The organism is Rhodococcus sp. T7 (genome assembly GCF_009872365.1).
Taxonomy (GTDB): domain Bacteria; phylum Actinomycetota; class Actinomycetes; order Mycobacteriales; family Mycobacteriaceae; genus Rhodococcus_F.
This window is the reverse complement of record NZ_WXYH01000232.1, coordinates 1-21,466: the sequence shown is the minus strand read 5'-3', so window position 1 is coordinate 21,466 and position 21,466 is coordinate 1. Positions and strand designations below refer to the sequence as shown.

20 protein-coding genes are annotated in these 21,466 nt (G+C 69.3%); 12 read left to right on the top strand and 8 right to left on the bottom strand.

What is annotated here, in order from left to right:
- Nucleotides 1–111 precede the first annotated feature (111 nt).
- Nucleotides 112–1,368, top strand: coding sequence for an Nramp family divalent metal transporter (locus MLGJGCBP_RS21385; RefSeq protein WP_160097920.1), 1,257 nt, complete (start codon nucleotides 112–114; stop codon nucleotides 1,366–1,368).
- Here MLGJGCBP_RS21385 and MLGJGCBP_RS21380 read toward each other — a convergent pair.
- Together MLGJGCBP_RS21380 and MLGJGCBP_RS21375 are read right to left on the bottom strand one after the other, a co-directional pair.
- On the bottom strand, nucleotides 1,358–3,613 hold the full coding sequence (locus MLGJGCBP_RS21380) for a serine/threonine-protein kinase (protein WP_160097919.1): 2,256 nt from the start codon (nucleotides 3,611–3,613) through the stop codon (nucleotides 1,358–1,360). The two genes, MLGJGCBP_RS21385 and MLGJGCBP_RS21380, sit on opposite strands and share 11 nt — an antisense overlap.
- 77 nt (nucleotides 3,614–3,690) lie before the next feature.
- Nucleotides 3,691–4,386 carry a TetR/AcrR family transcriptional regulator gene (locus MLGJGCBP_RS21375; protein ID WP_087556856.1) on the bottom strand — a complete coding sequence of 232 codons (696 nt, stop codon included), beginning with the start codon at nucleotides 4,384–4,386 and terminating at the stop codon, nucleotides 3,691–3,693.
- 103 nt (nucleotides 4,387–4,489) lie between these two features.
- Here MLGJGCBP_RS21375 and MLGJGCBP_RS21370 point away from each other — a divergent pair, with 103 nt between their 5' ends.
- Genes MLGJGCBP_RS21370 through MLGJGCBP_RS21345 form a run of 6 tightly spaced genes read left to right on the top strand, consistent with a single transcriptional unit; the run spans nucleotide 4,490 to nucleotide 11,280 of the window.
- Nucleotides 4,490–5,674 carry a lipid-transfer protein gene (locus MLGJGCBP_RS21370; RefSeq protein ID WP_160097918.1) on the top strand — a complete coding sequence of 395 codons (1,185 nt, stop codon included), beginning with the start codon at nucleotides 4,490–4,492 and terminating at the stop codon, nucleotides 5,672–5,674.
- A gap of 47 nt (nucleotides 5,675–5,721) precedes the next feature.
- Complete coding sequence (locus MLGJGCBP_RS21365; protein ID WP_087556858.1) at nucleotides 5,722–6,153, top strand: type II toxin-antitoxin system Rv0910 family toxin; 432 nt, start codon at nucleotides 5,722–5,724, stop codon at nucleotides 6,151–6,153.
- 7 nt (nucleotides 6,154–6,160) lie between these two features.
- Complete coding sequence (locus MLGJGCBP_RS21360) at nucleotides 6,161–7,036, top strand: MaoC/PaaZ C-terminal domain-containing protein (RefSeq protein WP_160097917.1); 876 nt, start codon at nucleotides 6,161–6,163, stop codon at nucleotides 7,034–7,036.
- A gap of 10 nt (nucleotides 7,037–7,046) precedes the next feature.
- Complete coding sequence (locus tag MLGJGCBP_RS21355) at nucleotides 7,047–7,916, top strand: SDR family oxidoreductase (protein ID WP_160097916.1); 870 nt, start codon at nucleotides 7,047–7,049, stop codon at nucleotides 7,914–7,916.
- A gap of 11 nt (nucleotides 7,917–7,927) precedes the next feature.
- Nucleotides 7,928–10,141 carry an acyl-CoA dehydrogenase gene (locus MLGJGCBP_RS21350; RefSeq protein ID WP_160097915.1) on the top strand — a complete coding sequence of 738 codons (2,214 nt, stop codon included), beginning with the start codon at nucleotides 7,928–7,930 and terminating at the stop codon, nucleotides 10,139–10,141.
- Nucleotides 10,138–11,280, top strand: coding sequence for a CaiB/BaiF CoA transferase family protein (locus tag MLGJGCBP_RS21345; RefSeq protein WP_160097914.1), 1,143 nt, complete (start codon nucleotides 10,138–10,140; stop codon nucleotides 11,278–11,280). The genes MLGJGCBP_RS21350 and MLGJGCBP_RS21345 overlap by 4 nt, the downstream gene beginning before the upstream one ends.
- A 12-nt stretch (nucleotides 11,281–11,292) precedes the next feature.
- On the opposite strand, the gene MLGJGCBP_RS21340 is transcribed toward MLGJGCBP_RS21345, so the two are convergent.
- The gene (locus tag MLGJGCBP_RS21340; protein ID WP_087556862.1) at nucleotides 11,293–11,754 is read right to left on the bottom strand and encodes a PPOX class F420-dependent oxidoreductase; all 462 of its coding nucleotides are present in this window, start codon (nucleotides 11,752–11,754) and stop codon (nucleotides 11,293–11,295) included.
- Between the two features lie 95 nt (nucleotides 11,755–11,849).
- Here MLGJGCBP_RS21340 and MLGJGCBP_RS21335 point away from each other — a divergent pair, with 95 nt between their 5' ends.
- Together MLGJGCBP_RS21335 and MLGJGCBP_RS21330 are read left to right on the top strand one after the other, a co-directional pair.
- Nucleotides 11,850–12,542: a FadR/GntR family transcriptional regulator gene (locus tag MLGJGCBP_RS21335; protein WP_160097913.1), complete on the top strand. Its 693-nt coding sequence runs from the start codon at nucleotides 11,850–11,852 to the stop codon at nucleotides 12,540–12,542.
- The gene (locus tag MLGJGCBP_RS21330) at nucleotides 12,539–13,345 is read left to right on the top strand and encodes an ABC transporter ATP-binding protein (RefSeq protein WP_160097912.1); all 807 of its coding nucleotides are present in this window, start codon (nucleotides 12,539–12,541) and stop codon (nucleotides 13,343–13,345) included. The genes MLGJGCBP_RS21335 and MLGJGCBP_RS21330 overlap by 4 nt, the downstream gene beginning before the upstream one ends.
- Nucleotides 13,346–13,452: 107 nt before the next feature.
- Here MLGJGCBP_RS21330 and MLGJGCBP_RS21325 read toward each other — a convergent pair whose 3' ends face one another.
- From MLGJGCBP_RS21325 to MLGJGCBP_RS21315, 3 genes are all read right to left on the bottom strand, one after another.
- The gene (locus MLGJGCBP_RS21325; RefSeq protein WP_160097911.1) at nucleotides 13,453–14,793 is read right to left on the bottom strand and encodes a DUF4153 domain-containing protein; all 1,341 of its coding nucleotides are present in this window, start codon (nucleotides 14,791–14,793) and stop codon (nucleotides 13,453–13,455) included.
- A gap of 78 nt (nucleotides 14,794–14,871) precedes the next feature.
- On the bottom strand, nucleotides 14,872–15,840 hold the full coding sequence (locus MLGJGCBP_RS21320) for a HAMP domain-containing sensor histidine kinase (protein ID WP_201453150.1): 969 nt from the start codon (nucleotides 15,838–15,840) through the stop codon (nucleotides 14,872–14,874).
- Nucleotides 15,841–15,863: 23 nt separating this feature from the next.
- Entirely contained in the window at nucleotides 15,864–16,550 is a 687-nt protein-coding gene (locus MLGJGCBP_RS21315) for a response regulator transcription factor (RefSeq protein ID WP_160097909.1), read from the bottom strand.
- A 138-nt stretch (nucleotides 16,551–16,688) separates the two neighbouring features.
- Here MLGJGCBP_RS21315 and MLGJGCBP_RS21310 point away from each other — a divergent pair, with 138 nt between their 5' ends.
- Entirely contained in the window at nucleotides 16,689–17,354 is a 666-nt protein-coding gene (locus MLGJGCBP_RS21310; protein ID WP_236581239.1) for a hypothetical protein, read from the top strand.
- Between the two features lie 21 nt (nucleotides 17,355–17,375).
- Nucleotides 17,376–17,645: a hypothetical protein gene (locus tag MLGJGCBP_RS21305; RefSeq protein WP_160097908.1), complete on the top strand. Its 270-nt coding sequence runs from the start codon at nucleotides 17,376–17,378 to the stop codon at nucleotides 17,643–17,645.
- Here MLGJGCBP_RS21305 and MLGJGCBP_RS21300 read toward each other — a convergent pair.
- On the bottom strand, nucleotides 17,642–19,915 hold the full coding sequence (locus MLGJGCBP_RS21300; protein ID WP_442972114.1) for a multifunctional non-homologous end joining DNA repair protein LigD: 2,274 nt from the start codon (nucleotides 19,913–19,915) through the stop codon (nucleotides 17,642–17,644). The genes MLGJGCBP_RS21305 and MLGJGCBP_RS21300 overlap by 4 nt on opposite strands.
- An 88-nt stretch (nucleotides 19,916–20,003) precedes the next feature.
- Here MLGJGCBP_RS21300 and MLGJGCBP_RS21295 point away from each other — a divergent pair, with 88 nt between their 5' ends.
- Nucleotides 20,004–20,918 (top strand): ABC transporter substrate-binding protein, encoded by a 915-nt coding sequence (locus MLGJGCBP_RS21295; RefSeq protein ID WP_160097906.1) that lies wholly within the window; start codon nucleotides 20,004–20,006, stop codon nucleotides 20,916–20,918.
- Here the strand turns inward: MLGJGCBP_RS21295 and MLGJGCBP_RS21290 are convergent, their stop codons facing one another.
- Nucleotides 20,919–21,350, bottom strand: coding sequence for a type II toxin-antitoxin system Rv0910 family toxin (locus MLGJGCBP_RS21290; protein ID WP_160097905.1), 432 nt, complete (start codon nucleotides 21,348–21,350; stop codon nucleotides 20,919–20,921).
- Between the last annotated feature and the right edge of the window lie 116 nt (nucleotides 21,351–21,466).

Below are 21,466 nucleotides of genomic sequence, written 5' to 3'. Positions count from 1 at the left end.
TTCCGATTGCGAGCCGATCCACACTCCGCACTTGAAAGTTCGTTGTACCTAAATCTATAGTGCGGAGATACTAATCAGCAGGTAGATCCGGCGACCATGATCAGGAGCTCCGTGAGCATCGAGGCCCTTAGCCCACTCCGCCCGCGCCGCAAGCCCCGCAAGGGCAGCCTCCGAACGGTCGCGCTCCTCGGACCGGCCTTCGTGGCGGCCATCGCGTACGTCGACCCCGGCAACGTGGCCGCCAACCTCACCGCGGGCGCGAAGTACGGGTACCTGCTCGTCTGGGTCCTCGTGCTCGCCAATGCCATGGCCGTGCTGGTGCAGTACCTGTCCGCCAAGCTCGGCCTGGTCACCGGCAAATCGCTGCCGGAGATGCTGGGCACACGCCTGCGGACCGGCAACCGTCGCGCGTTCTGGCTGCAGGCGGAGGCGATGGCGATCGCCACCGACCTCGCCGAGGTGATCGGCGGCGCGATCGCGCTGAACCTCCTGTTCGGCGTTCCCCTCTTCGTCGGCGGCCTCATCACGGGCGTCGTGTCGACGGGCATCCTGTCGATCCAGAGCCGCCGCGGTCAGCGGACGTTCGAGTTCGTCGTGATCGGACTCCTCACGATCATCACCGTCGGGTTCCTCACCGGACTCGCATTCACCGACGTGTCGGGACCGGACGCACTCGCCGGTCTGGTGCCGCGGTTCGAGGGCACCGAGACGGTGCTGCTCGCCGCGAGCATGCTCGGCGCCACTGTGATGCCGCACGCGATCTACCTCCACAGCGCCCTCGCCCGCGACCGGCACGGGAACGACCTCGAAGGCCCCCGCCTCGCGCGACTGCTGCGGGTCACGAAGTGGGACGTGGTCGGTGCGCTGATCGTGGCGGGTGCGGTGAACATCGGCATGCTGCTGCTCGCCGCCTCGGCCCTACGCGGCATTCCCGGCACCGATTCGATCGACGGCGCGCACGCCGCCATCCAGAACTCGCTCGGCCCCGGCGTCGCGGTCGTCTTCGCCGTGGGCCTGCTGGCGTCCGGTCTGGCCTCCACGTCGATCGGCTGCGCGGCCGGATCCGAGATCATGTACGGACTGCTGTCGATGCGCATCCCGCTGTTGCTGCGCCGGGTGGTCACGCTGATCCCCGCACTGGTCGTGCTGGCGGCCGGCGTCGACCCCACGTTCGCGCTCGTCCTCAGTCAGGTGGTCCTCAGCCTGTGCATTCCGTTCGCGGTCATCCCTCTCGTGCGGATGACGTCGGACCGCGACCTGATGGGCGTCCACCGCAACGCGACGGCCACCACGGTCGCCGCCTGGGTGGCGGCGTCGCTGATCGTCGTGCTCAACGTGTCGCTGCTGTGGCTGACGTTCACGGGTTGAGACCGGATCGTTCGTGCCGCGGCGCCCCGGACACGACGCGCTGCAGCGCCTGCAGGTCCTCCGACAGCATCCGGAACATCCAGTAGGCCCCGAGGAACGCGACAACGCTGCCGACGCACAGGACGCGCAGCGCGACGATGACCCGGGGCATGTCCTCCGGCGGAATGAACGTGGCCCCCGCGACCCCGAGCAGCGGCACGGCCGCGGCCGCGGCGAGGAAGAACGTGCTGCGGCGTCCCAGCCGCCGCAGCATCCGGGCGTCCGAGGCACTGATCTCGCCGTGTCGCAGGAAGACCGGGTAGAGGCAGCGCACGGCGTAGAAGTTCACGAAGAAGAACGGGTAGACCACGGCGATCGCCCCGCAGACCAGCTGGGACGCTGTGAAGTGGACGACGGTGTTCCACGGAACCTCACTGCCGCTCACCTCCAGGGTGATCGGCACGATGATGCCCGTGACCACCCACAGCCCGAGGCACAGCAGGGCGCACCGCTGGCCGAGTAGCAGGGTGTCCTTGCGGGCGCGGGCGAGTTGCGCGCCGGAGTACACCCGCCCCCGGCGCAGACCGGCCGCCACCACCGTCAGGTAGATCACCATCGACACGGTGCCCACGGTCCCGATCAGGAACGCGATCGTGTAGTCGATCCGGGTGATCCGCACGAAGTTCTCCTGCGCGCCGGGCGGCAGCTTGCTGATGATCAGGGTGCTGTTGTGGTGGTAGCTGTAGAGGATGGCCAGGAAATTGGGAACGGCGATGGCCAGGAACATGATCGGGTGCGTCCACCGGCGCATCCGCAGGCGCCAGCTCCCCGGCGGCGGGTCGACCAGATCGCGGGCGTGCGCGTCGAGGCAGACGTCGAGTTGCTGGGCGAGTTCGGCGCCGGAGGAGTACCGGTCCCTCGGTTCCGGTGCCAGCGATTTGAGCAGCACGCGCCGCAGCGCATTCGGGCAGTCGGCGGGCAGTTCGCCGGCCGCCGGTTCGGCGTGTCCCCGGCGCCGCGCGAGCATCGCGTCGAGGGTGGTGCGGTCGCCGGGCGGATGGGAGTGCAGCTCGGCGTCGCTGTCGTCGAAAGGTCTTGCGCCGGTCAGCAACTCCCACAGGACGACGGCGAGCGAGTACAGGTCGCTGCGGGTGTCGAGGTCGGCTGGGGTGCCGGGCCGGTCCGGGTGGATCGCCTCGAGTTGTTCCGGCGACATGTAGGCCAGCGAGCCGCCGAAGTAGGCGACCGGGCTCGCACCGGCGATGTTGCCGCTGAAACTGATGTTGAAGTCGGCCAGCTTCGGGACGCCCTCCGCTGTCAGCAGCACGTTGGCGGGTTTGACGTCGCGGTGCAGGACGCCGTGCGCGCCCGCGTAGTCGAGCGCCTGCGCGAGCCTGCGACCGAGCCAGGCCACCGTCTCGGGCCACGTCAGCGTCGCGATCTCCTGACGGACGCCGGATTCGCTGGGCCGGATCTCGCCCCGGCCGACCAGCGCCCGGTCGATCGCGTCCAGCAGCACCGCGCCGCTGCGCGCCTCCGGCGGCGTCTCCCGCACCCGCGCGACCACGTCGAGCAGTGTTCCCCCCGGCACGTACTGCATGTACAGCAGTCGCAGGTCGCGGCCCGCGAGGAGTCGCTGATCGAAGACCCGGACGATGTAGTCGTGGTCGAACTGGGCCAGGGTCTGCGGTTCGGTGCCGTGATCCTCGGAGATCTTCACCGCGACCATCCGCTGCAGCGACCGCTGCCGGGCGAGGAACACCCGCGCGAACGCGCCCCGGCCGAGGAGGGTCACGAGGTCGAAGTCGTCGATCCGACGGCCGACCTCGAGGTCGTCGAGCGCGCCGGCATCCCCTGCGGACACCGTCGACGCCGGTTCCCCGCGGTGGAGCAGGGTGCTCTGGTATTCGCCGGTGCCGAGCAGTTCTTCGAGTTCGTCCGCCTGCGCCGGGAAGCTCAGCGTGTATTCGCCGGCCTCGACCGGCTCGCCGCTGCGCTGCCGGATGTGGAACTCCTCGTACAGCAGGTCCGGTGGCAGCGGCCACCGCCGCAGTTCGGGCAGCTCCTCGCAGTACTGCGCCAGCCGTTTCGGGTGGTCGCCGCGCAGCCAGCGCTTCTCCAGGTCGACCTTGATCAGTTCGACGAGCGTGACCCGGCGGAGCGCGGGCGAGACGGGCAGATACGCGACCAGATCGGGTGCGGACGACGAGGACTCCCAGGCACTGGCGAAGCGCGCGACGGCGTCGCCGACCGCCGTGTCCGACACCCAGGCCTGCTCGGAAGCGGCCGGTGAACCTCGCCGGGAGGGCATGAAAGCCATGGTAGCTGGCCACGCCCATCCGACTACTGCAGTTCCGACACCGGGGTCGACGGGTCGATGGTGACGCCGATCCGCGTCAGATTGCCGTGCAGCACTTGCCAGATCGACACCTCGAGGAACTCGGCGAGGTCGTCGCTGCCGAGCGGCGACTGCGGGTTGCTCAGCCACCTGTTGACGCTGGCGTCGACGAGTCCCACCAACCCGAACGCCAGCGACTCGGCGAGATCGGAGTTGCCGGCGACCGCGTCGAGGACAGTGGCGAGCAGACCCGACAGCTGGAGCGCGATCGCGGTCTTCGTGCCCGTCACCACACGCGAACCGGTGGTGCGCCTGCTCGGCGATCCGGTGCCGAGGAACTGGTGGAGCCGCGGGTATTCCACGATCCACCGCAGGTACGTCTCGACCGCGCGCGCGATCGCCTCGCCGACGGTCCCCTCGGGGGTCAACGTGGGAGCGAGGTCCGCCATCAGCCGTTCGATGATGCGGCCGCGCAACTGCTCGTCGAGGTCGCCGCGATCGGTGAAGATCCGGTAGACCACCGACCGCGGCACGTCGGCGCGGTTCGCGATCTGCTGGACGCCCACGTCGGGGCCGTCCTCGTTGATGGCCTCCATCGCGGCTTCGAGAATCCGGCTGCGGCGTTCCGCCTTGTGGTCCTCCCAGCGCGTGGCGCGGCCGTCACCCTGGGGCGACGCGGCGGTTTCCACTTTGTCCGGCATCGCCCATACGTTACCCATCCGACTGTTGACTGGACAGAATGTCTCACATACTTTGGTGAGACAGGGTGTCACACACACATTTTTCCGGACTCAGGGAGCCGCAATGGGTAACAGGGTGTTCGTCGTCGGCGTCGGGATGACGAAATTCGAGAAACCGGGTGCACGCGAGTGGGACTACCCCGACATGGCGCGGGAGGCGGGTGGCCGGGCGCTCGAGGACGCGGGCGTCGAGTACGGCCTCGTGGAGCAGGCTTACGTCGGATACGTGTACGGCGAGTCGACGTCCGGGCAGCGGGCCGTCTACGAACTCGGCCTCACCGGCATCCCCATCGTCAACGTCAACAACAACTGTTCGACGGGGTCGACCGCGCTCTTCCTCGCCACCCAGGCGGTCCGCAGCGGTCAGGTCGACTGCGCGCTCGCGCTGGGCTTCGAGAAGATGCAGGCCGGTTCGCTCGGGTCCACGTACGACGACCGGGAACAGCCGATGATGCGCCACCTCCTCGCGCTCGCCGAACTGCAGGAGTTCGCGATGCCGCCCGCCCCGTACATGTTCGGCGCCGCAGGCAAGGAACACATGGAACGGTTCGGGACCACGGTGGAGCAATTCGCCCGGATCGGCGTGAAGAACCACCGCCACTCACAGAACAACCCGTACGCCCAGTTCCAGGACGAGTACACCCTCGACGAGATCCTCGGCTCGAAGCCGATCTACGGGCCGCTCACCAAACTGCAGTGCTCCCCCACCTCGGACGGCTCCGGCGCCGTCGTCGTGGTGAGCGAGAAGTTCGTCGACGAGCACGACCTCGCCGGGCAGGCCGTGGAAATCGTCGGCCAGTCCATGGTCACCGACCTCCCGAGCACGTTCGAGGACCGTAGCGCGATCAGCCTGGTCGGCGCCGACATGACCCGCACGGCCGCGGCCCGGGTGTACGAACAGGCGGGCATCGGCCCGGACGACATCGACGTCATCGAACTCCACGACTGCTTCTCCACCAACGAACTGCTGACCTACGAGGCGCTCGGCCTGTGCGGCGAGGGCGAGGGCGGCAAACTCGTCGACAACGACGACACCACGTACGGCGGGCGCTGGGTGGTCAACCCGTCCGGTGGCCTCATCTCCAAGGGGCACCCGCTCGGCGCTACCGGACTCGCCCAGTGCAGCGAACTCACCTGGCAACTCCGGGGCACCGCCGACAAGCGGCAGGTCGACGGCGCCACGGTCGCCTTGCAACACAACATCGGCCTCGGCGGCGCCGTCGTCGTCACCGCCTACCGCACACTCTGAAACTTCTCTCCCCCAATTTCTTTCACCTCGAGCACCAGGAGTACACCATGGCTTCCGTTTCCGTCGCAGCGTCCCTGCCCGCCTCCCCCGACAAGGCGTGGGACGCACTGTCCAACCTGTCCCGCTGGGAAGAGTGGCTCACCATCCACCAGTCCTGGAAGAGCGAGATCCCCACCCAGGTGGCACTCGGATCGAAGTTCACCGAGGTCGTCTCCGTGATGGGCATGGCCAACAAGATCGAGTGGACCGTCACCGAGGTGCAGGTGCCCGAGATGGTGAAGATCTCCGGCACCGGCATGGCCGGGGTGACCGTCGAATTCACCCTGAAGGTCGAACCGGACGGCGCCGGGTCCAAGGCGATCATCGACGCGAGTTTCACCGGCACGATGATCGTCGGCCCCATCGGCAAGGCCGTCGCCAAGAACGCCAAGGCGGATCTGGAGGCGTCCCTCGCGGGCTTCGCCGACATGGTGGGTTGATCCGCGCATGACCACCCCCACAGTCGAATTCGACACGAGCGGCCTCGGCGAGTGGACCGACCCGCAACGATTCGAGGTCACAGCCGAGCGCATCGCCGAATACGCCGCGGCCACCAACGATCCCATCGAACGCCACCTCGCGGGCGAGGTCGCACCGCCGGTGTTCGCCGTGGTCCCTGCGTTCACGTCGATGGCGCCGGCCGCACTGTCCGTCGCCCCGGTCGAACTGCTCATGAAACTCGTGCACGGCGAGCAGGATTTCCACTTCCACCGCCCGATCCGGCCCGGCGACAACCTCGTGGTCCGCGCGAAGCCGATCGGTTTCGAGGGTCGCGCGAACGGATCCACCGTCGTCGTCTACGTCGAAACCGTCACGGAAGACGGTGAACTGGTCAACGAGCAGTGGATGACCGCGTTCTTCCGGAAGGTCGACGCGGGCACAGGCCTCGGCGAACAGGCGCCCGGACACCGGTTCGACGAGACCCTGCGCGGGCAGGCCCCCGCCGCGTCGATCACCCAGCACATCGACGAGGACCAGACGTTCCGGTACTCGCCCGCCTCGGGTGATCCGATGCCGATCCACCTGGACGACGAGATCGCCCGGATGTCCGGCCTTCCCGGAATCATCAACCACGGTCTGTGCACGATGGCGTTCACGTCGTGGGCGGCGCTCACCGAACTCGCCGACGGCAGGGTCGAACGCCTCCGCCGTCTCGCGGTGCGGTTCGCGAAACCCGTCCTGCCCGGCCAGGACATCGTCACGCAGTGCCGGCAGGTCGCCGAACCCACCGGCGGGGCGACGTCGTACGCCTACGAGACCGCCGTCGGCGACGAACTCGTCATCAAGGACGGCCTCGCCGTCATCGCGGACACAGAAACCTAGGAGCACGCACATGGGAACACTCGAGGGACGGGTAGCCGTCGTCACCGGCGCCGGACGCGGAATCGGCCGGGAGCACGCACTGCTCTTCGCACGTGAGGGTGCTGCGGTGGTCGTCAACGATCTCGGCGGCGCCAACGACGGCACCGGTGCGGACGCCGGCCCGGCGCAGCAGGTGGTCGACGAGATCGTCGCCGCGGGCGGCAGAGCGGTCGCGAACACCGACAACGTCGCGTCCTGGGACGGCGCCGAAGCACTCGTGGGTCAGGCGGTGCGCGAATTCGGCCGGCTCGACGTCCTCGTCAACAACGCGGGCATCCTGCGGGACGCGTTCATCGCGGGCATGTCCGAAAGCCAGTGGGACGCCGTCATCGCCGTGCACCTCAAGGGTCACGCGGCCACCCTGCACCACGCGGCCGCGTACTGGAAGGCACGGACCAAGGCCGGCGAGACCGTCAACGCGTCCGTGATCAACACCGCGTCGGCGTCGGGCACGTTCATGCCCAACGCCGGTCAGGGCAACTACGGCGCCGCGAAGGCCGGCATCGCCGCACTCACCCTGGTCGCCGCGGACGAACTCGAACGCTACGGCGTCCGGGTCAACGCGATCGCCCCGATCGCCCGCACCCGGCTCACGCTGGCCACCCCCGGCATGGGCGCGCTGTTCGCCGAGGAGGTGCCGGAGGGCGAGTTCGACGCGTTCAACCCCGCCAACATCTCCCCGCTCGTCGCCCGTCTCGCCGACGCGAACTGCAAGATCACCGGCAAGGTGTTCGCCGTGCAGGGCGGGGCCATCTCCGAACTCGCCGGCTGGCACGACGTCACGACCATCGAGAGCGACGGCCCGTGGACCGTCGCCGACCTCGCCGACCGGCTCGGCTGAAGGGCTCCGACATGGCCAAGAACACGTACGAGCTCGGGCTCGGACTGACCGAGGAACACCGGGCCCTCGCCGACTCGGTCCGCTCCTTCGCCGAACGCACCATCACCCCGGATCATGTCCGGTCCGCGGTCGAGTCCGAGAGCGAGGACAAGTTCCCGCCGTTCTGGGAGGCGCTCGTCGGCCAGGACCTGCTGGGGCTGCACGTCCCCGAGGACAAGGGCGGTCACGGCGCCGGGCTCCTCACGCTGGCGGTGGCGCTCGAGGCGCTCGGACGCACCGCCGCCCCGGGCCCGTTCGTCCCGACCGCGTTGTCTGCCGCCCTCGTGGCGGCCGCGGATTCCAAGGTCGGCATCGAACTGCTCCCCGGTCTCCTCGACGGATCACGCACCGCCGCAGTTGCTCTGGGCCGCCCGCTCGAGGCGTCGGCGCACGACGGCGGGTACCGCATCACCGGTGTCGCGGACGCCGTCCTCGGCGGCGAACACGCCGACACCGTACTGCTCCCCATCACCGTCGGCGCCGACGTCCGCTGGGCCGTCGTCGATTCCGCGGACGTCACCGTCACGGTGCAGGACAGCATCGACGTGCTCCGTGGTTCGGCACGGATCACCGTCGAGAACGTCCGGGTGGGCGCCGACCGGATCCTCGACGGGCTCACCGAGCGACGCGTCCGGTCCGTGGCCACCGTCATTCTCGGCGCGGAGGCAATCGGCGTGATGTCCTGGTGCGTGTCCACCGCGTCCGAGTACGCGAAGACCCGGGTGCAGTTCGGACGTCCGATCGGCCAGTTCCAGGGCGTCAAGCACAAGTGCGCGCACATGGGCATCGCCCTGGAGAAGGCGCGCGCGGTGCTGTGGGACGCCGCGTCCGCCCTCGACAACGGCGACGACACCGCCGATTTCGCCGCGGACATCGCGGCCGTCGTCGTCCCGGATGCCGCGGTGCAGTGCGCGCAGGACTGCATCCAGGTCCACGGCGGCATCGGATTCACCTGGGAGCACGACGCGCACCTGTACTACCGCCGCGCACTGGCCATCCGGGGGCTCCTCGGCACCCGCGAGGAGCGGGCGGGACGCGTCGCCGACCAGTCGCTCACAGGCACCGCCCGCACGTCCGAACTGGAACTGCCGGACGAGGCCGAGTCGATCCGCGCCGAGGTGCGGGCGGCGCTCGCCCCGCTGGTCGGCCTCGACGAGGACGACCAGTTGATCGCGCTCGGCGACGGCGGCTGGGTGCAGCCGCACCTGCCGAAGCCGTACGGGCGCAGCGCATCCCCGCTCGAGCAGATCGTCATCGCCCAGGAGATCAAGACGGCGGGCATCCCGATGCCGCAGCTGCTGATGGGCGGCTGGGCGGTGCAGGCCGTCGTCGCCCATGGCACCGACGCGCAGAAACGGGATCTCGCCGTCCCCACGCTGCGCGGAGACCTGGTGTGGTGCCAGCTGTTCAGCGAACCGGGGGCCGGTTCCGACCTCGCGTCGCTGACGACGAAGGCCGAGAAGGTCGACGGCGGCTGGACGGTGACCGGGCAGAAGATCTGGACCACGGTCGCGCAGTTCTCCGACTGGGCCATGCTGATCGCCCGCACCGACCCGGCCAAGCCGAAACACGAGGGCATCACGTACTTCGTGCTGGACATGTCGACGCCGGGCGTGACCGTCCGGCCGCTACGCGAGATGACCGGGTCGGCCCTGTTCAACGAGGTCTTCCTCGACGAGGTGTTCATCCCCGACGAGAACGTGGTCGGGACCGTGAACGACGGCTGGAACGTGGCTCGCACGACCCTCGCGGGCGAGCGAGTGGCGCTGAGCCAGAAGATGGAGGCCTACGCCACCGACAAGGATCTGCTGCAGTTCGCCCGCGGCCGGGACCTCGGCCCACTGGGCCGGTTCCGCGTCGGCGAACTGGTCGCCGAGAGCCAGGCCGTCGACCTGATCGGCTCCCGCATCGTGCTGAAGCAACTGTCGGGGACTGACGTGAGCACCACGTCGAGCGTCGGAAAGCTGCTGGGCATGGGGCTCGGACAGTCGATCGCGGAATTCGTCGTCGCCGAACTGGGGGCGGCGGGCGCCGTGAGCATTCCGGGCGAGCCGAGCGACAAGGCGATGGAGCAGTTGATCGCCGGCCGCGCCACCACCATCTACGGCGGCACCACCGAGGTGCAGCTGAACGTGATCGGCGAGCGCATGCTCGGACTGCCCCGCGACGCGCAGGGGGTGTCGTGACCGGCGGGCCGCTGAGCGGGCTGACCGTCGTCGAGATCGCGAGTCTCGCGCCCGCGCCGTTCGGGTGCATGATCCTCGCCGATCTCGGTGCGGACGTGATCCGGGTGGAGCGGGCCGGCGACGGCGGCACCGGGTTGATGGCACCGTCGGGTGTGCTCGACCGCGGGCGACGGTCGATCGCGGTGAACCTGCGCACCCCGGAGGGACTCGAGGCGGTTCTGCGACTCGTCGAGGGCGCCGACATCCTGGTCGAGGGTTTCCGTCCCGGCGTCGCGGAACGTCTGGGCATCGGTCCCGACGACTGCCTGGCCCGCAACCCCGCCCTGATCTACGGGCGGATGACGGGCTGGGGTCAGGACGGACCGCTCGCACCGCGGGCCGGGCACGACATCAACTACATCGCGCTCGCGGGCGCGCTCGACCCCATCGGGCGCGCCGGCGAGCGGCCGGTACCACCGCTGAACCTGTTGGGCGACTTCGGCGGTGGCGGTCTGATGCTGACGATGGGAATCCTGGCCGCGCTGCACGAGCGCACGCGGTCGGGCCGCGGTCAGGTGGTGGACGCGTCCATGGTCGACGGCGCGGCGCTGCTGACGGCGTTCGTCCACGGGATGAACGCCGCCGGACTGTGGCAGGAGGGTCGCGGGCAGAACGTCCTCGACGGGGCCGCCGCGTTCTACGACACCTACGAGTGCGCCGACGGCCTGCACGTGGCGGTCGGGTGCGTCGAACCGCACTTCTACGGTGAACTCCTCGACGTGCTCGGGCTGTCGGGTGAGGATCTGCCGTTGCAGTACGACCTCGATGCGGCGCCGGAACTGAAGGCGCGGCTCGCGGACGTGTTCGCGACCCGCCCGCGGGACGAATGGGCGGCATTGTTCGCCGATTCGGACGCGTGCGTGTCGCCCGTCCTCTCGCCGTGGGAGGCGCACGAGCATCCCCACAACAAGGAGCGGGAGACGTTCGTCGAGGTGGGTGGCATCCGCCAGCCCGCACCGGCGCCGCGCTTCAGCCGCACCCCGGCACCCGTTCCCCGTCCTGCCCCGAGGCCGGGGCAGGACACGGACGCGATCCTCGCGCGGGCCGGCTACGACGCGGCGGCCATCGAGCAACTGCGCTCGGCGGGCGCCGTCGAGTAGGTGACGGGGGACCTATCCGCGATCGGTGCCCGGCGGGAAGCCACCGGTCGCGATGGGTCCCCACTCGTCGATGGTGATCCGGATCAGGCTCTTGTTCTGCTTCCGCATGGCGTCCCGGTACTCGTCCCAGTCCGGATGCTCGCCGGAGATGCCGCGGAAGTACTCCACCAGCGGCTCGAGCGCGTCGGGCAGGTCCAGCACCTCGGCCGTGCCGTCGATCTGCACGTAGGCGCCGTTGAACTCGTCGGACAGCACGCACACGCTCACGGCGGGGTCGTGCCGCACGTTCGCGGCCTTGGCGCGCTGCGGGTAGGTGGCGACGACGATCCGGCCCTCCGAGTCGAGTCCCGACGTGACCGGGGAGATCTGCAGGCCGCCGGAACGTTTCCGGGTGATCAGCACGCTGCGATGGCGCGGGCGGACGAAGTCGAGCAACTCTTCCCTCGTGACACGGTCTGCGGTGGCGACGGCCATGGTGCACCTCTCCTCTGCTGCGGTGGTTCTTCCCGGACTCACCTTAGGCCCCGGGCCAGTCCTCAGACGTCTGAGGACTGTGCTAGCGTCGCCCCATGGCCGGACGTCCCACCCTCCGCAGCGGACCGCTGGTCCCCCAGCTCGAGGAACTCCTCACCGCCCGGATCCGGGACGGCGAGTGGACACTCGGCAGCCGCATCCCCAGCGAGGCCGAACTGGCCACCGAACTCGGCGTCGGCCGGTCCTCCGTCCGCGAGGCCGTTCGGCTCCTCGCCCGCGACGGCCTGCTCGACGTGCGGCACGGCGTCGGCACGTTCGTCGCACAACCCCCCACGAGCGGTGCGGGACTCGGGAAGCTGCTGCGCCGCGCCCGCCTGCTCGAGGTGTACGAGGTGCGGCGCGCCCTCGAGATCGAGGCCGCCCGGCTCGCCGCGGAACGCGCGCGCCCCGAGGACCTCCGGCGACTGCGCGAACAGCTGACCACCCGGCACGACAGCACCACCGCGTCGACCGCCGTCTTCGTCGCGGCCGACCTCGACTTCCACGCCGCGATCCTGGAGATCGCAGGCAACTCGATTCTGTCCGCCCTGTTCGATTCGATCCGGCCGCTCCTCGTCGACGCTCTGGCCGAACTCGTCGATCACGAACCCGGCAGGCCCGACACCAGCTGCGCCCACGACGATCTGGTGTGCGCACTGGAATCCGGCGACGCCGAGGCGGCCGTCGCCGCCACCGCCGCCAACCTCGACCCGACCATGTCGATTCTGCGGAAAGGCGGAAATCAGTGACCACCCCCGATTCGGTCGTCAGCATCGAACACGTCGACCTCGTGCGGAGCGGACGGTATCTGCTCAGCGACATCAGCCTCCGCATCGAACGCGGACAGCACTGGGTGCTGCTCGGCGCGAACGGTGCAGGCAAGAGCACGATGCTGAGCATGCTCGGCGCAGTCGCGCACCCGACGCGTGGCACCGTCCGCGTCCTCGGCCATCAGCTGGGCCGCGTCGACATGCGCGAATTGCGCGCCCACATCGGGCACGTGAACCCGCGATACCGGATCGACGCGCCGCTCACAGTGCGCGACGTCGTGCTCACCGGCCTCACCAACACACCCGACTTCCCGCCGCGATGGTCGCCGTCCGCGGAGCAGATCGCCCGCGCCGACGAACTGGTCGCCTCCCTCGGCATGCAGAAGCACGCGGACGCCCTGTGGCCGAACCTGTCCCAGGGTGAGCGCGGCCGCGCCCTCATCGCACGGGCCCTGATGGCGGAACCGCAACTCCTCCTGCTCGACGAGCCCGCCACCGGACTCGATCTCGCGGCGCGCGAACAACTCCTCACCGCACTCGACGAACTGCGCGACAGCTACCCCAGCCTCGCCAGCATCCTCGTCACCCACCACCTCGAGGAAATCCCCACCACCACGACCCACGCCGTCCTCATCCGCGACGGTCGCGTGATCGCACAGGGCGACGTCGCGGACGTCCTCACCACCTCCACCATCAGCGAATGCTTCGACCACCCCATCGAGATCCACCGTCAACGCGGCCGGTGGGTCGCGCAGACGCGGGTCCCCGAGCCGGTCGGATAGCCCGGCTCCGGACCGCCACTCGCCACAGCCGCACACGGATTGGCCGGATTCCCGCGCAATTGCGTGTGATTCCAGCGAATCGGTCTGCAAACAGCGCGAGGTTCCGGCTACTCGCACGAGCCGACGGGATGCGCCGCCAGCAGTTCCTTCGCGAGGTAGCTCACGTCGATTCGCCCGGTGTCGCCGAACCGCTCCACGTTCTTCCTGGCCACGTACGCGTCCGGGTCGATCGCGGCGACCAGCAGCACCCCGCCCACCGCGGAGACCAGGACGGCGCGCGGCAGCCACCGCCCCGACAACCGCACGCCCGCCGCGATCAGCAGCACGAATACCAGGCCCAGCCACAGCTCGGTGACCAGCACCGTCACCCGCAGCCGCGTGTACCCGTACTGGCTCTCGTACAACGACATCCGGTGGATCGCCGACGCGACGACGACGAGCGACAACCCGCAGAGCAGTCCGAGCAGTACCCGCACGAGTACCCGGTCCGCGACCTCTACCCGCGACGCCTTCCGCACCGCGACCGCGATCACCAGCAGTGTCAGCGCGGTCACCGCCAGCAACTGCCAGAAACCCTGTCGCGCGTACTCGGCGTACGTCAGGTCCGCCGTGGTCAGCACGTGCGTGTTCCCGCCGAACAGCACCGTCAGCTGCACCGCGACGAATCCGAGGAACAGCAGATCCAGCAGGGCCAGCGGAATCGCCCACTCCCACCGGGCAACCGGGCGTCCCGGCCGCGGGGCGAGCGCATCGACGCGGGGTGTTCGCCGCAGCAGGTACGCGGCCCCCAAAGTTCCGCCGCACACCAGGACGCCGATCACGAACCGACCGAACGGATTCGACACGTGGACAGTCGGTGCGGCTCGGCCGAGCAGTGCGGCGAATCCCGCGTCCGCGCCGGCGAACAGCGAACCGAACACCAGCCGCAGCACGACGGTCACGGCGGCGACCCCGAACACCCGGCCCACCGGCACCGTCCCCGTCGCGTGCCACCGTCGCGCGCCCCGGCGCGTCCACCGCACCACCCGCAGCGGGGTGAACCACAACGCGAACGACCCGGCGGCCAGGCCCGTCCACGTGCGTCCGCCGACGAGGGCGAACGATCCCACCACCCAGCTCAGCGCCACACAGACCGCCGCGAGCCACCCGGCACCGCGCACACTGAGCACGGCCAGCAGGCCGAGGGCGCCGAGGATCGCAGCGGCCTGCGTGGCTGTCGGCAGTGTTCTGCGGGTCGCGAACACGGCGGCGGCCACCGCGGCGCCGGTCAGGACGTAGCCGAGACCGACCACCGTGACCTGCAGGGTCAGGGCCGCGACGACGCCCGCCGCCACTGCCGCGAGAACGATCGGGGGCGGCGCCATCGACGTCCGATCGCGGCGCCAGGCCTGTCTCGGCCAGAAGTCGCGTCGGGTGGGCGCTGCGGGTTGTGGGGGTGCGATGGTCATGGTTCCCTCCCTGATTGTCGCTGCCGGATGAGGGCAGGTGTCATCGCGGGACGTCGTGTCCCGGTTGTGAAGCTGTGGTCAGGCGGCGGGCAGACTCACCCGGATGCAGCAGCCCTCGGCCGTGTCGAGAACCTCGATGTGGCCGGCGTGGAGATCCACCGCCCAGCGGGCGATGGCGAGGCCGAGGCCCGTCCCGCCGTCGGTGGAGCCGCCGTGGGTGAACCGCTCGAACACCCGGGACCGCTCGCCGGGTGCGATCCCGGGGCCGTCGTCCTCCACCTCGAGGACCACGCCGCCGGCGTCCGGCCGGGCACGGACCACCACCTCGGTGCGGGCGGGACCGTGCCGGAACGCGTTGTCCACCAGGTTCGCCACCACCTGGTGCAGTCGCGCGGTGTCGGCGTCTGCGCGCAGGTGCGGCGGCTGAACGTCGACGGTCACCCGCCGGGGGTCCTCCGACTGCCGGACCACGTCGTCGAGGAACTCGCGGACCGGAAAGATCTCCCGCTCGAGTTGCACCGCACCGCCTTCCACCCTCGACAGGTCCAGCAATTCGGCGACGAGGCGGCCGAGTCGCTCGGTCTGATCGAGCGCCACCCGCATCCGGGCCGGGTCGGGTGCCTCCACCCCGTCGACGACATTCTCGAGCAGTGCCTGCAGGGCGGAGATCGGGGTGCGCAGTTCGTGCGAGACGTTGCCGATCAGTTCGCGGCGATACCGGTCCGCGGCCTCGAGATCCTCCGCCATCTGGTTGAACGCGCGGGCCAGTTCCCCGATCTCGTCGCGCGACGTCGACCGCACCCGGCGCGAATAGTCGCCGGTCGCCATCGCACGGGCGGCGGCCGTCATCGACCGCAGCGGGGACGTCATGCCGTGCGCGAGGATCTGCGTCACGGCCAGCGACACCAGCAACGCCAGGACGAGCGCGTACCGGAACGGCCAGCGGGCGGTCACCCAGAACATCAGCGACGCGAAGAACAGCGCGGCCACGACGAGAAGGCCGGTCTTCACCTTGAACGATCGCAGCGGATCGAGAGGTCGGGGCATCCTGTCCAGGATCCGGCCCGCGGTCACCGCTGCACGTCCAATGCGTAACCGACGCCGTGCACGGTGCGGATCAGGTCGCCGCCGAGTTTCCGGCGCAGCGCCTTCACGTGACTGTCGACGGTCCGGCTACCCGCCCCGTCGCCCCACCCCCACACCTCCGCGAGAAGCGATTCCCGGGCAATCGCCGCCCGCGGCCGGGAAGCGAAGTACGCGAGCAGGTCGAATTCGGTTCGTGTCAGATGAATTTCGTCGGCTCCGCGCCGGACGCGACGCTCGACGAGGTCCACCTCGAGGTCGCCGACCGCCAGTCCGCCCGGTTCGGCAGGCACGGTCTCGTGAGCGCGATCGGACCGTCGCAGCAGCGCGTGCACCCGCGCCACCAGCACCCGCATGCTGAACGGTTTGCTCAGATAGTCGTCGGCGCCCACGCCGAGACCGATCAGCATGTCCGTTTCGTCGGCGCGCGCGGTGAGCATCAGCACCGGAACCGGACGCGACGCCTGGACGCGCCGGCAGACCTCGAGACCGTCGAAACCTGGGAGCATCACGTCCAGCACCAGCACGTCGGGCGACGAGGCCTCGCACACCGCGACCGCCGCAGGACCGTCCGACGCCGTCACGACGTCGAAGCCCTCCGCACGCAACCGTGCCGCGACCGCCTCGCAGATCGTCGCCTCGTCGTCGACGACGAGCACTCTTCGCTGGCTCATTCCCCGACTGTATTGCGCACACGTACGGATCCCGGGCAGAGCCTGTGAAGATTCTGTGCAGGTTTGCCGGCGAATCCCCGCGGGGTGGTGGATACACACCCTGGGGTCCCTGTCGAACGCCTCGGCCGCGGCGCAAGGTTGGTCTATCAGCCCAGCTGGGAACGACAAACGCACCGGAGGCACCCCATCGTCCACACCGCAACCCGCATCGCGATCGGCGCAACCGCCGCCCTCACGTTCTCCCTCGCCGGAGCCGCAGCGATCGTTCTTGCCGGTGTACACACCGAGGGGGCTCCCACCCCGAGCCAGGAAAGGAGCATCTCGCAGCAACCGGCGCCGGCGCTCGCGACGCCTCCGGGCCGGATCGTCGTCGCCGACCCCGGCCATTCGTTGGAATCCGTGAACCCGGTGGAACCCTGGAACCCCGTCGAACCGGTCAATCCTGTCGAACCCGTCAATCCTGTCGAACCCGGAAACCCCGTGTACCCCGGCTACTCGACCGAGACCGAAGCGGCCGCGCCGGGACCGGAGGTCGTGCCACCGGCACCGCCCATCTACCAGGAGCCGGTCGCCCAGCCGCCCGTCGTCGCCGATCCTCCCGTCGTCGCCGATCCGCCCGTGGTCGACCCCGTTGTCCCGCCGAAGGGTCCGTTCGACGGACCGGGCCAGGTCGAACCGGGCGTGCTCGATCCCGAAACCAATCCGTTTCCAGTCGGCGGCGGCCCGAAGCCACGCCCGCCCGTGGTCCCGCAGGCACCCGGCGGAGTCGGCCCCGTCGGCGGCGGAACCGTCGTCAGTCCCTGATCACCGGAGGTTGTTCACACCATGTCCCCCATCAAGACCCGCATCGCGATCGGCGCCGGCGCGGCGTTCGTCCTCTCCGTCGTCGGCGCGGCCGGGATCGCCGTGGCCGGCGGAACTGCGCCTCCGGTCGCCGACGTGAGTGTCACCGAACAGCAGCGTGACGTGGACACGAAGTCCACACCCCTCCCGGTCTTCACTCCCCCGGCACTGAACACCTCGACGCAGGAATCGCCCGGATCATTCGACACCGCGGCGGTGAACCCCTTCGACCCGGCCCCCTGGCGGTATTAGGACTCCACCTCGACGTCTTCGGGTGACTTGTCGTCCCTGAGCCCACGCCAGCTGGGGTGCCGCAGTCTTCGCGAGCCCGTCCAATCCATGAACCGCACCTCCGCGACCAGGGTGGGGGTCACCCACACGGCACCCTTGCGGTCGGCGGTGGGCAGATCCTCGACGAACGGGCTGGTGTCGGTCTCCAGCGGGCCCAGAGTGGAGGCGAGTTCCTGCAGATCCCGTTCGGTGAACCCGGTTCCGACGCGTCCGATGTAGCGCAGCCCGTCACCCTCGGGGACGCCGAGCAGCACCGAACCGATTCCGCTGGACCGCCCGCCCTGACCGCGGCGCCACCCGCCGATCACGGCTTCCTGTGTGCGCCAGTTCTTCACCTTGATCCAGCTCGACCCCCGCTTGCCCGGCAGGTACACGGATTCGCGGCGTTTGGCCACCACACCTTCCCACCCCTTGCCGCGGCTCTCGTCCAGGGCCTCCTGCGCGGACCCGTGCAGTTGCGGCGGCACGTCCAGGCCGTCCACCTTGGCCGCCAGCGCCTCGAGGACGCGGCGCCGGTCGGTGTACTTCTTGCGCAGCAACGACACTCCGTCGAGGTACAGCACGTCGAACGCGAGGAAATGCGGCTCGTTGCCCTGCTGCAGCAGGCCGAAGTTCGCGACACCCCGCTCGTCGAACGCGACCACTTCGCCGTCGAGCACCACCTCGTGGTCTTCGAGAGAATCTGCCAGCCAACCCAATTGCGCGTAATCCTGGGTCTTGTCGTTGCCCGCGCGGCTCGTCATCTTCAGCTCGCCGCCACTGATCTCCGCGATCACCCTGATGCCGTCCCACTTCCCTTCGAACGCCCACTCGTCGGCGTCGAGGCCGTCGAGGGTGCCGGGGCTCGCGAGCATCGGCGACAACCCGCGCGGCAGTTCCGACGACCGCGACCCGCCCGGGGTCTGGTCCTTCATCAGGTGCATCAGCCACTGGTCGCCCTTCGTGCGGATCAGCGCGAACCGGCCCTCCACCTGCTCACCGTGCAACTGGACGATCACCTCGTCGTCCCGCCACTTCTCGGTGTCGTACGTGCCCGTGTCCCAGATGGTCATCTGGCCGCCCCCGTACTCGCCCTTCGGGATGCTCCCGGAGAACGTGAGGTATTCGAGCGGATGATCCTCCGTGTGCACGGCCAGGCGATTCTCTCCCGTCGTCGTCGGCACGTTCTTCGGCACCGCCCACGACACGAGGACGCCGTCCCGTTCGAGCCGCAGGTCGTAGTGGAGGCGCCGGGCGTGATGTTCCTGGATGACGAAGCTGTTGCCGTCCCCCGGCTGCACCGTGTGCGGCATCGGCTCCGGTGTCCGTCCGGGATCACGCTTGCGGCGGTACTCGGCGAGGGCGGCGTCGTCCTCGAGCGGCGGATCGAGTCCGGCGAGCAGATCGCCGTCCGACTCCCACCGTTCGAGCACTTCCTCGAACCGCAACTGTCGTAGGTCGGGGTCGTCGAGTTCGTCCCAGCTGCGCGGCGCCGCGACGTACGGCTGGGAGCGCCCGCGCAGCGAGTACGGGGCGATGGTGGTCTTGGACGGATTGTTCTGACTCCAGTCGACGAACACCTTCCCCGCGCGCACCGCCTTGGCCATGGTCGCGGTGACGAGGTCGGGGCGCAGTTTCTCCAGTCCCGTCGCCACCTGCTTCGCGACGGTCGACGCCCCCGAACCGTCCAGCTTCCGGTCGAGCGGCACGTACAGGTGAATACCCTTGCTGCCGCTGGTAACCGGGTACGCGGTCCAGCCGAGGTTCGCGACCAGGTCGCGCACGGCCCGTGCCACCTCCGCGCATTCGGCGAGACCCACACCGGGTCCGGGGTCGAGGTCGAAGACGATGCGGGTCGCCGGACCCCGATGTGAGCCGTCGAACCGCCACTGCGGCACGTGCAGTTCGAGTGCGGCCTGCTGTCCCGCCCACACGAGGGCCGCGACCGAGTTCAGAAGCGGGTAGTGCACGGACCGATCCGAGTGCTCCAGTGCGCGGCGCTCCAGCCACCCTGGTGCGGAGGCCGCGAGGTTCTTCTCGAAGAACGGCTCGCTGTCCACCCCGTTGGGCCAGCGTTTTCGGGTGGCGGGACGGTCCACGACGTGCGGAAGCATCGCCGGCGCGATCCGCGCGTAGTAGTCGATCACCTCGCCCTTCGTGGTACCCGACTCCGGGTAGAGGACCTTGCCGAGGTTGGTCAGGGACAGGCGATGCCCGTCGATCGTCAGTTGCCGAGTTCCCGCTGTGGCCACGCGCACCTCCCTCCGCCAATACATACATATTGTGCGCCGCGCGGCCGCTTCGCTGGCCGGATCGCTACCCGCCAGGCAAGATGGCGGGGTGCACCGAGGTCCCAAGACAGCCGCCGCCGCCATATCCGCTGCACTGACATTGCTCGCCGGATCCTGCTCCACCGACACCACGTCGCAGGTCGACACCCAGGCCGAGGCGTCGACGATTCCCGAAGCGTTCACCAAACTTCCGTCCACCCGGGCCGTCGGCGACTGCGCCCCCGGCAGCGGCGTCACCGCGCAGGACGGCGTGATCACCATCGCCACCGACAGCCCGTCGTACCGGCCGTGGTTCGTCGACGGCGACCCGTCCAACGGCAAGGGCTACGAGGGCGCCGTGGCGCGGGAAGTGGTCGAGAAGCTGGGATACAGCCCGAACCAGGTGCAGTTCGAGACCGTCGACTTCAACGCCGCGCTGGCGGCGGGCGAGAAGGATTTCGACTTCGCCATCGACCAGTTCACGATCGTCGACACCCGCCGTGAGACGGTCGATTTCAGTTCGCCGTATTACGCCGTCACGCAGTCGGTGCTGGCGCTGAAGAACTCACCCGCCGCGAGAGCCAAGTCGCTGGCCGACCTCGCGCCGTTCCGCCTCGGGGCGCAGGTGGGGTCCACGAGTTTCGACGCCATCGCGCAGACCGTGCAACCCCGTCAGGCACCGGTCAGTTTCGCCACCACCGACGACGCCAAGGCCGCCCTGGCCGCGGGCGACATCGACGCGCTGGTGGTGGACATCCCGACCGGGTTTCAGATCACCGCCAACGAGGTCAAGGACAGCGTCCTCGTCGGGCAGTTCCCGCGCCCGAACGCCGTCACCGAATTCTTCGGTCTCGTGCTGGAGAAGAACAGCCCGCTCACCGCGTGCGTTTCCGCGGCCGTCGATTCCCTCTACGCCGACGGAACGCTGGACGCCCTTGCCGCCGAGTGGATCACCGACACCGGCGGCGCGCACGTCCTCGATTGATTACGAATACAGCTCGACGAACGTCTGCAGGGACTTCTCGATGTCGCCCTTCAGCGCCTTCGCGACACCCGACCCGATGGGCCCGAACAGGGGTGCGCCACCCAGTTCGATGGTGAACACCACCTCGGAGGCGTCGCCCTTCGCCTTGACGTCGAGCACCAGTCCAAGCTTCACTCCACCCTTGCCGTCGCCCTCGAGGACGATGCGGTTCGGGGCGTCGTACTCCTTGATCGTCCACTTCACGCGGTTCCGGAGGCCCTTCACCGTGACGACGGAACTGAGCTCGGTTCCGGCAGTGAGAGTCTCGGGTAGTTCGCCCCGCCAGCCGTCGTGAACCACGAACCATTTGTCGAAGTCCCGCAGATTCGAGGCCTTGTCCCAGGTGTCCTGGGGGCTGAGGGGAACGTCGGTCTTGACCGTGAGTTTCGCCATTGGGGCAGCCTAACGGCCCGTGAGTACTTGTTAACCGCGGGCGGTTGATGTGATGGAAAAGGGGCGGGGGGCTCCCGCTCCTCATGGTTCCCAGCGGACGCTGGGGGTGTCAGACC

Coding starts and splice junctions, on each gene's coding strand:
- MLGJGCBP_RS21375 (WP_087556856.1), bottom strand. CDS start 4,386: ATGCCGGACAAAGTGGAAACCGCCGCGTCGCCCCAGGGTGACGGCCGC.
- MLGJGCBP_RS21370 (WP_160097918.1), top strand. CDS start 4,490: ATGGGTAACAGGGTGTTCGTCGTCGGCGTCGGGATGACGAAATTCGAG.
- MLGJGCBP_RS21365 (WP_087556858.1), top strand. CDS start 5,722: ATGGCTTCCGTTTCCGTCGCAGCGTCCCTGCCCGCCTCCCCCGACAAG.
- MLGJGCBP_RS21360 (WP_160097917.1), top strand. CDS start 6,161: ATGACCACCCCCACAGTCGAATTCGACACGAGCGGCCTCGGCGAGTGG.
- MLGJGCBP_RS21355 (WP_160097916.1), top strand. CDS start 7,047: ATGGGAACACTCGAGGGACGGGTAGCCGTCGTCACCGGCGCCGGACGC.
- MLGJGCBP_RS21350 (WP_160097915.1), top strand. CDS start 7,928: ATGGCCAAGAACACGTACGAGCTCGGGCTCGGACTGACCGAGGAACAC.
- MLGJGCBP_RS21340 (WP_087556862.1), bottom strand. CDS start 11,754: ATGGCCGTCGCCACCGCAGACCGTGTCACGAGGGAAGAGTTGCTCGAC.
- MLGJGCBP_RS21335 (WP_160097913.1), top strand. CDS start 11,850: ATGGCCGGACGTCCCACCCTCCGCAGCGGACCGCTGGTCCCCCAGCTC.
- MLGJGCBP_RS21325 (WP_160097911.1), bottom strand. CDS start 14,793: ATGACCATCGCACCCCCACAACCCGCAGCGCCCACCCGACGCGACTTC.
- MLGJGCBP_RS21320 (WP_201453150.1), bottom strand. CDS start 15,840: ATGCCCCGACCTCTCGATCCGCTGCGATCGTTCAAGGTGAAGACCGGC.
- MLGJGCBP_RS21315 (WP_160097909.1), bottom strand. CDS start 16,550: ATGAGCCAGCGAAGAGTGCTCGTCGTCGACGACGAGGCGACGATCTGC.
- MLGJGCBP_RS21305 (WP_160097908.1), top strand. CDS start 17,376: ATGTCCCCCATCAAGACCCGCATCGCGATCGGCGCCGGCGCGGCGTTC.
- MLGJGCBP_RS21290 (WP_160097905.1), bottom strand. CDS start 21,350: ATGGCGAAACTCACGGTCAAGACCGACGTTCCCCTCAGCCCCCAGGAC.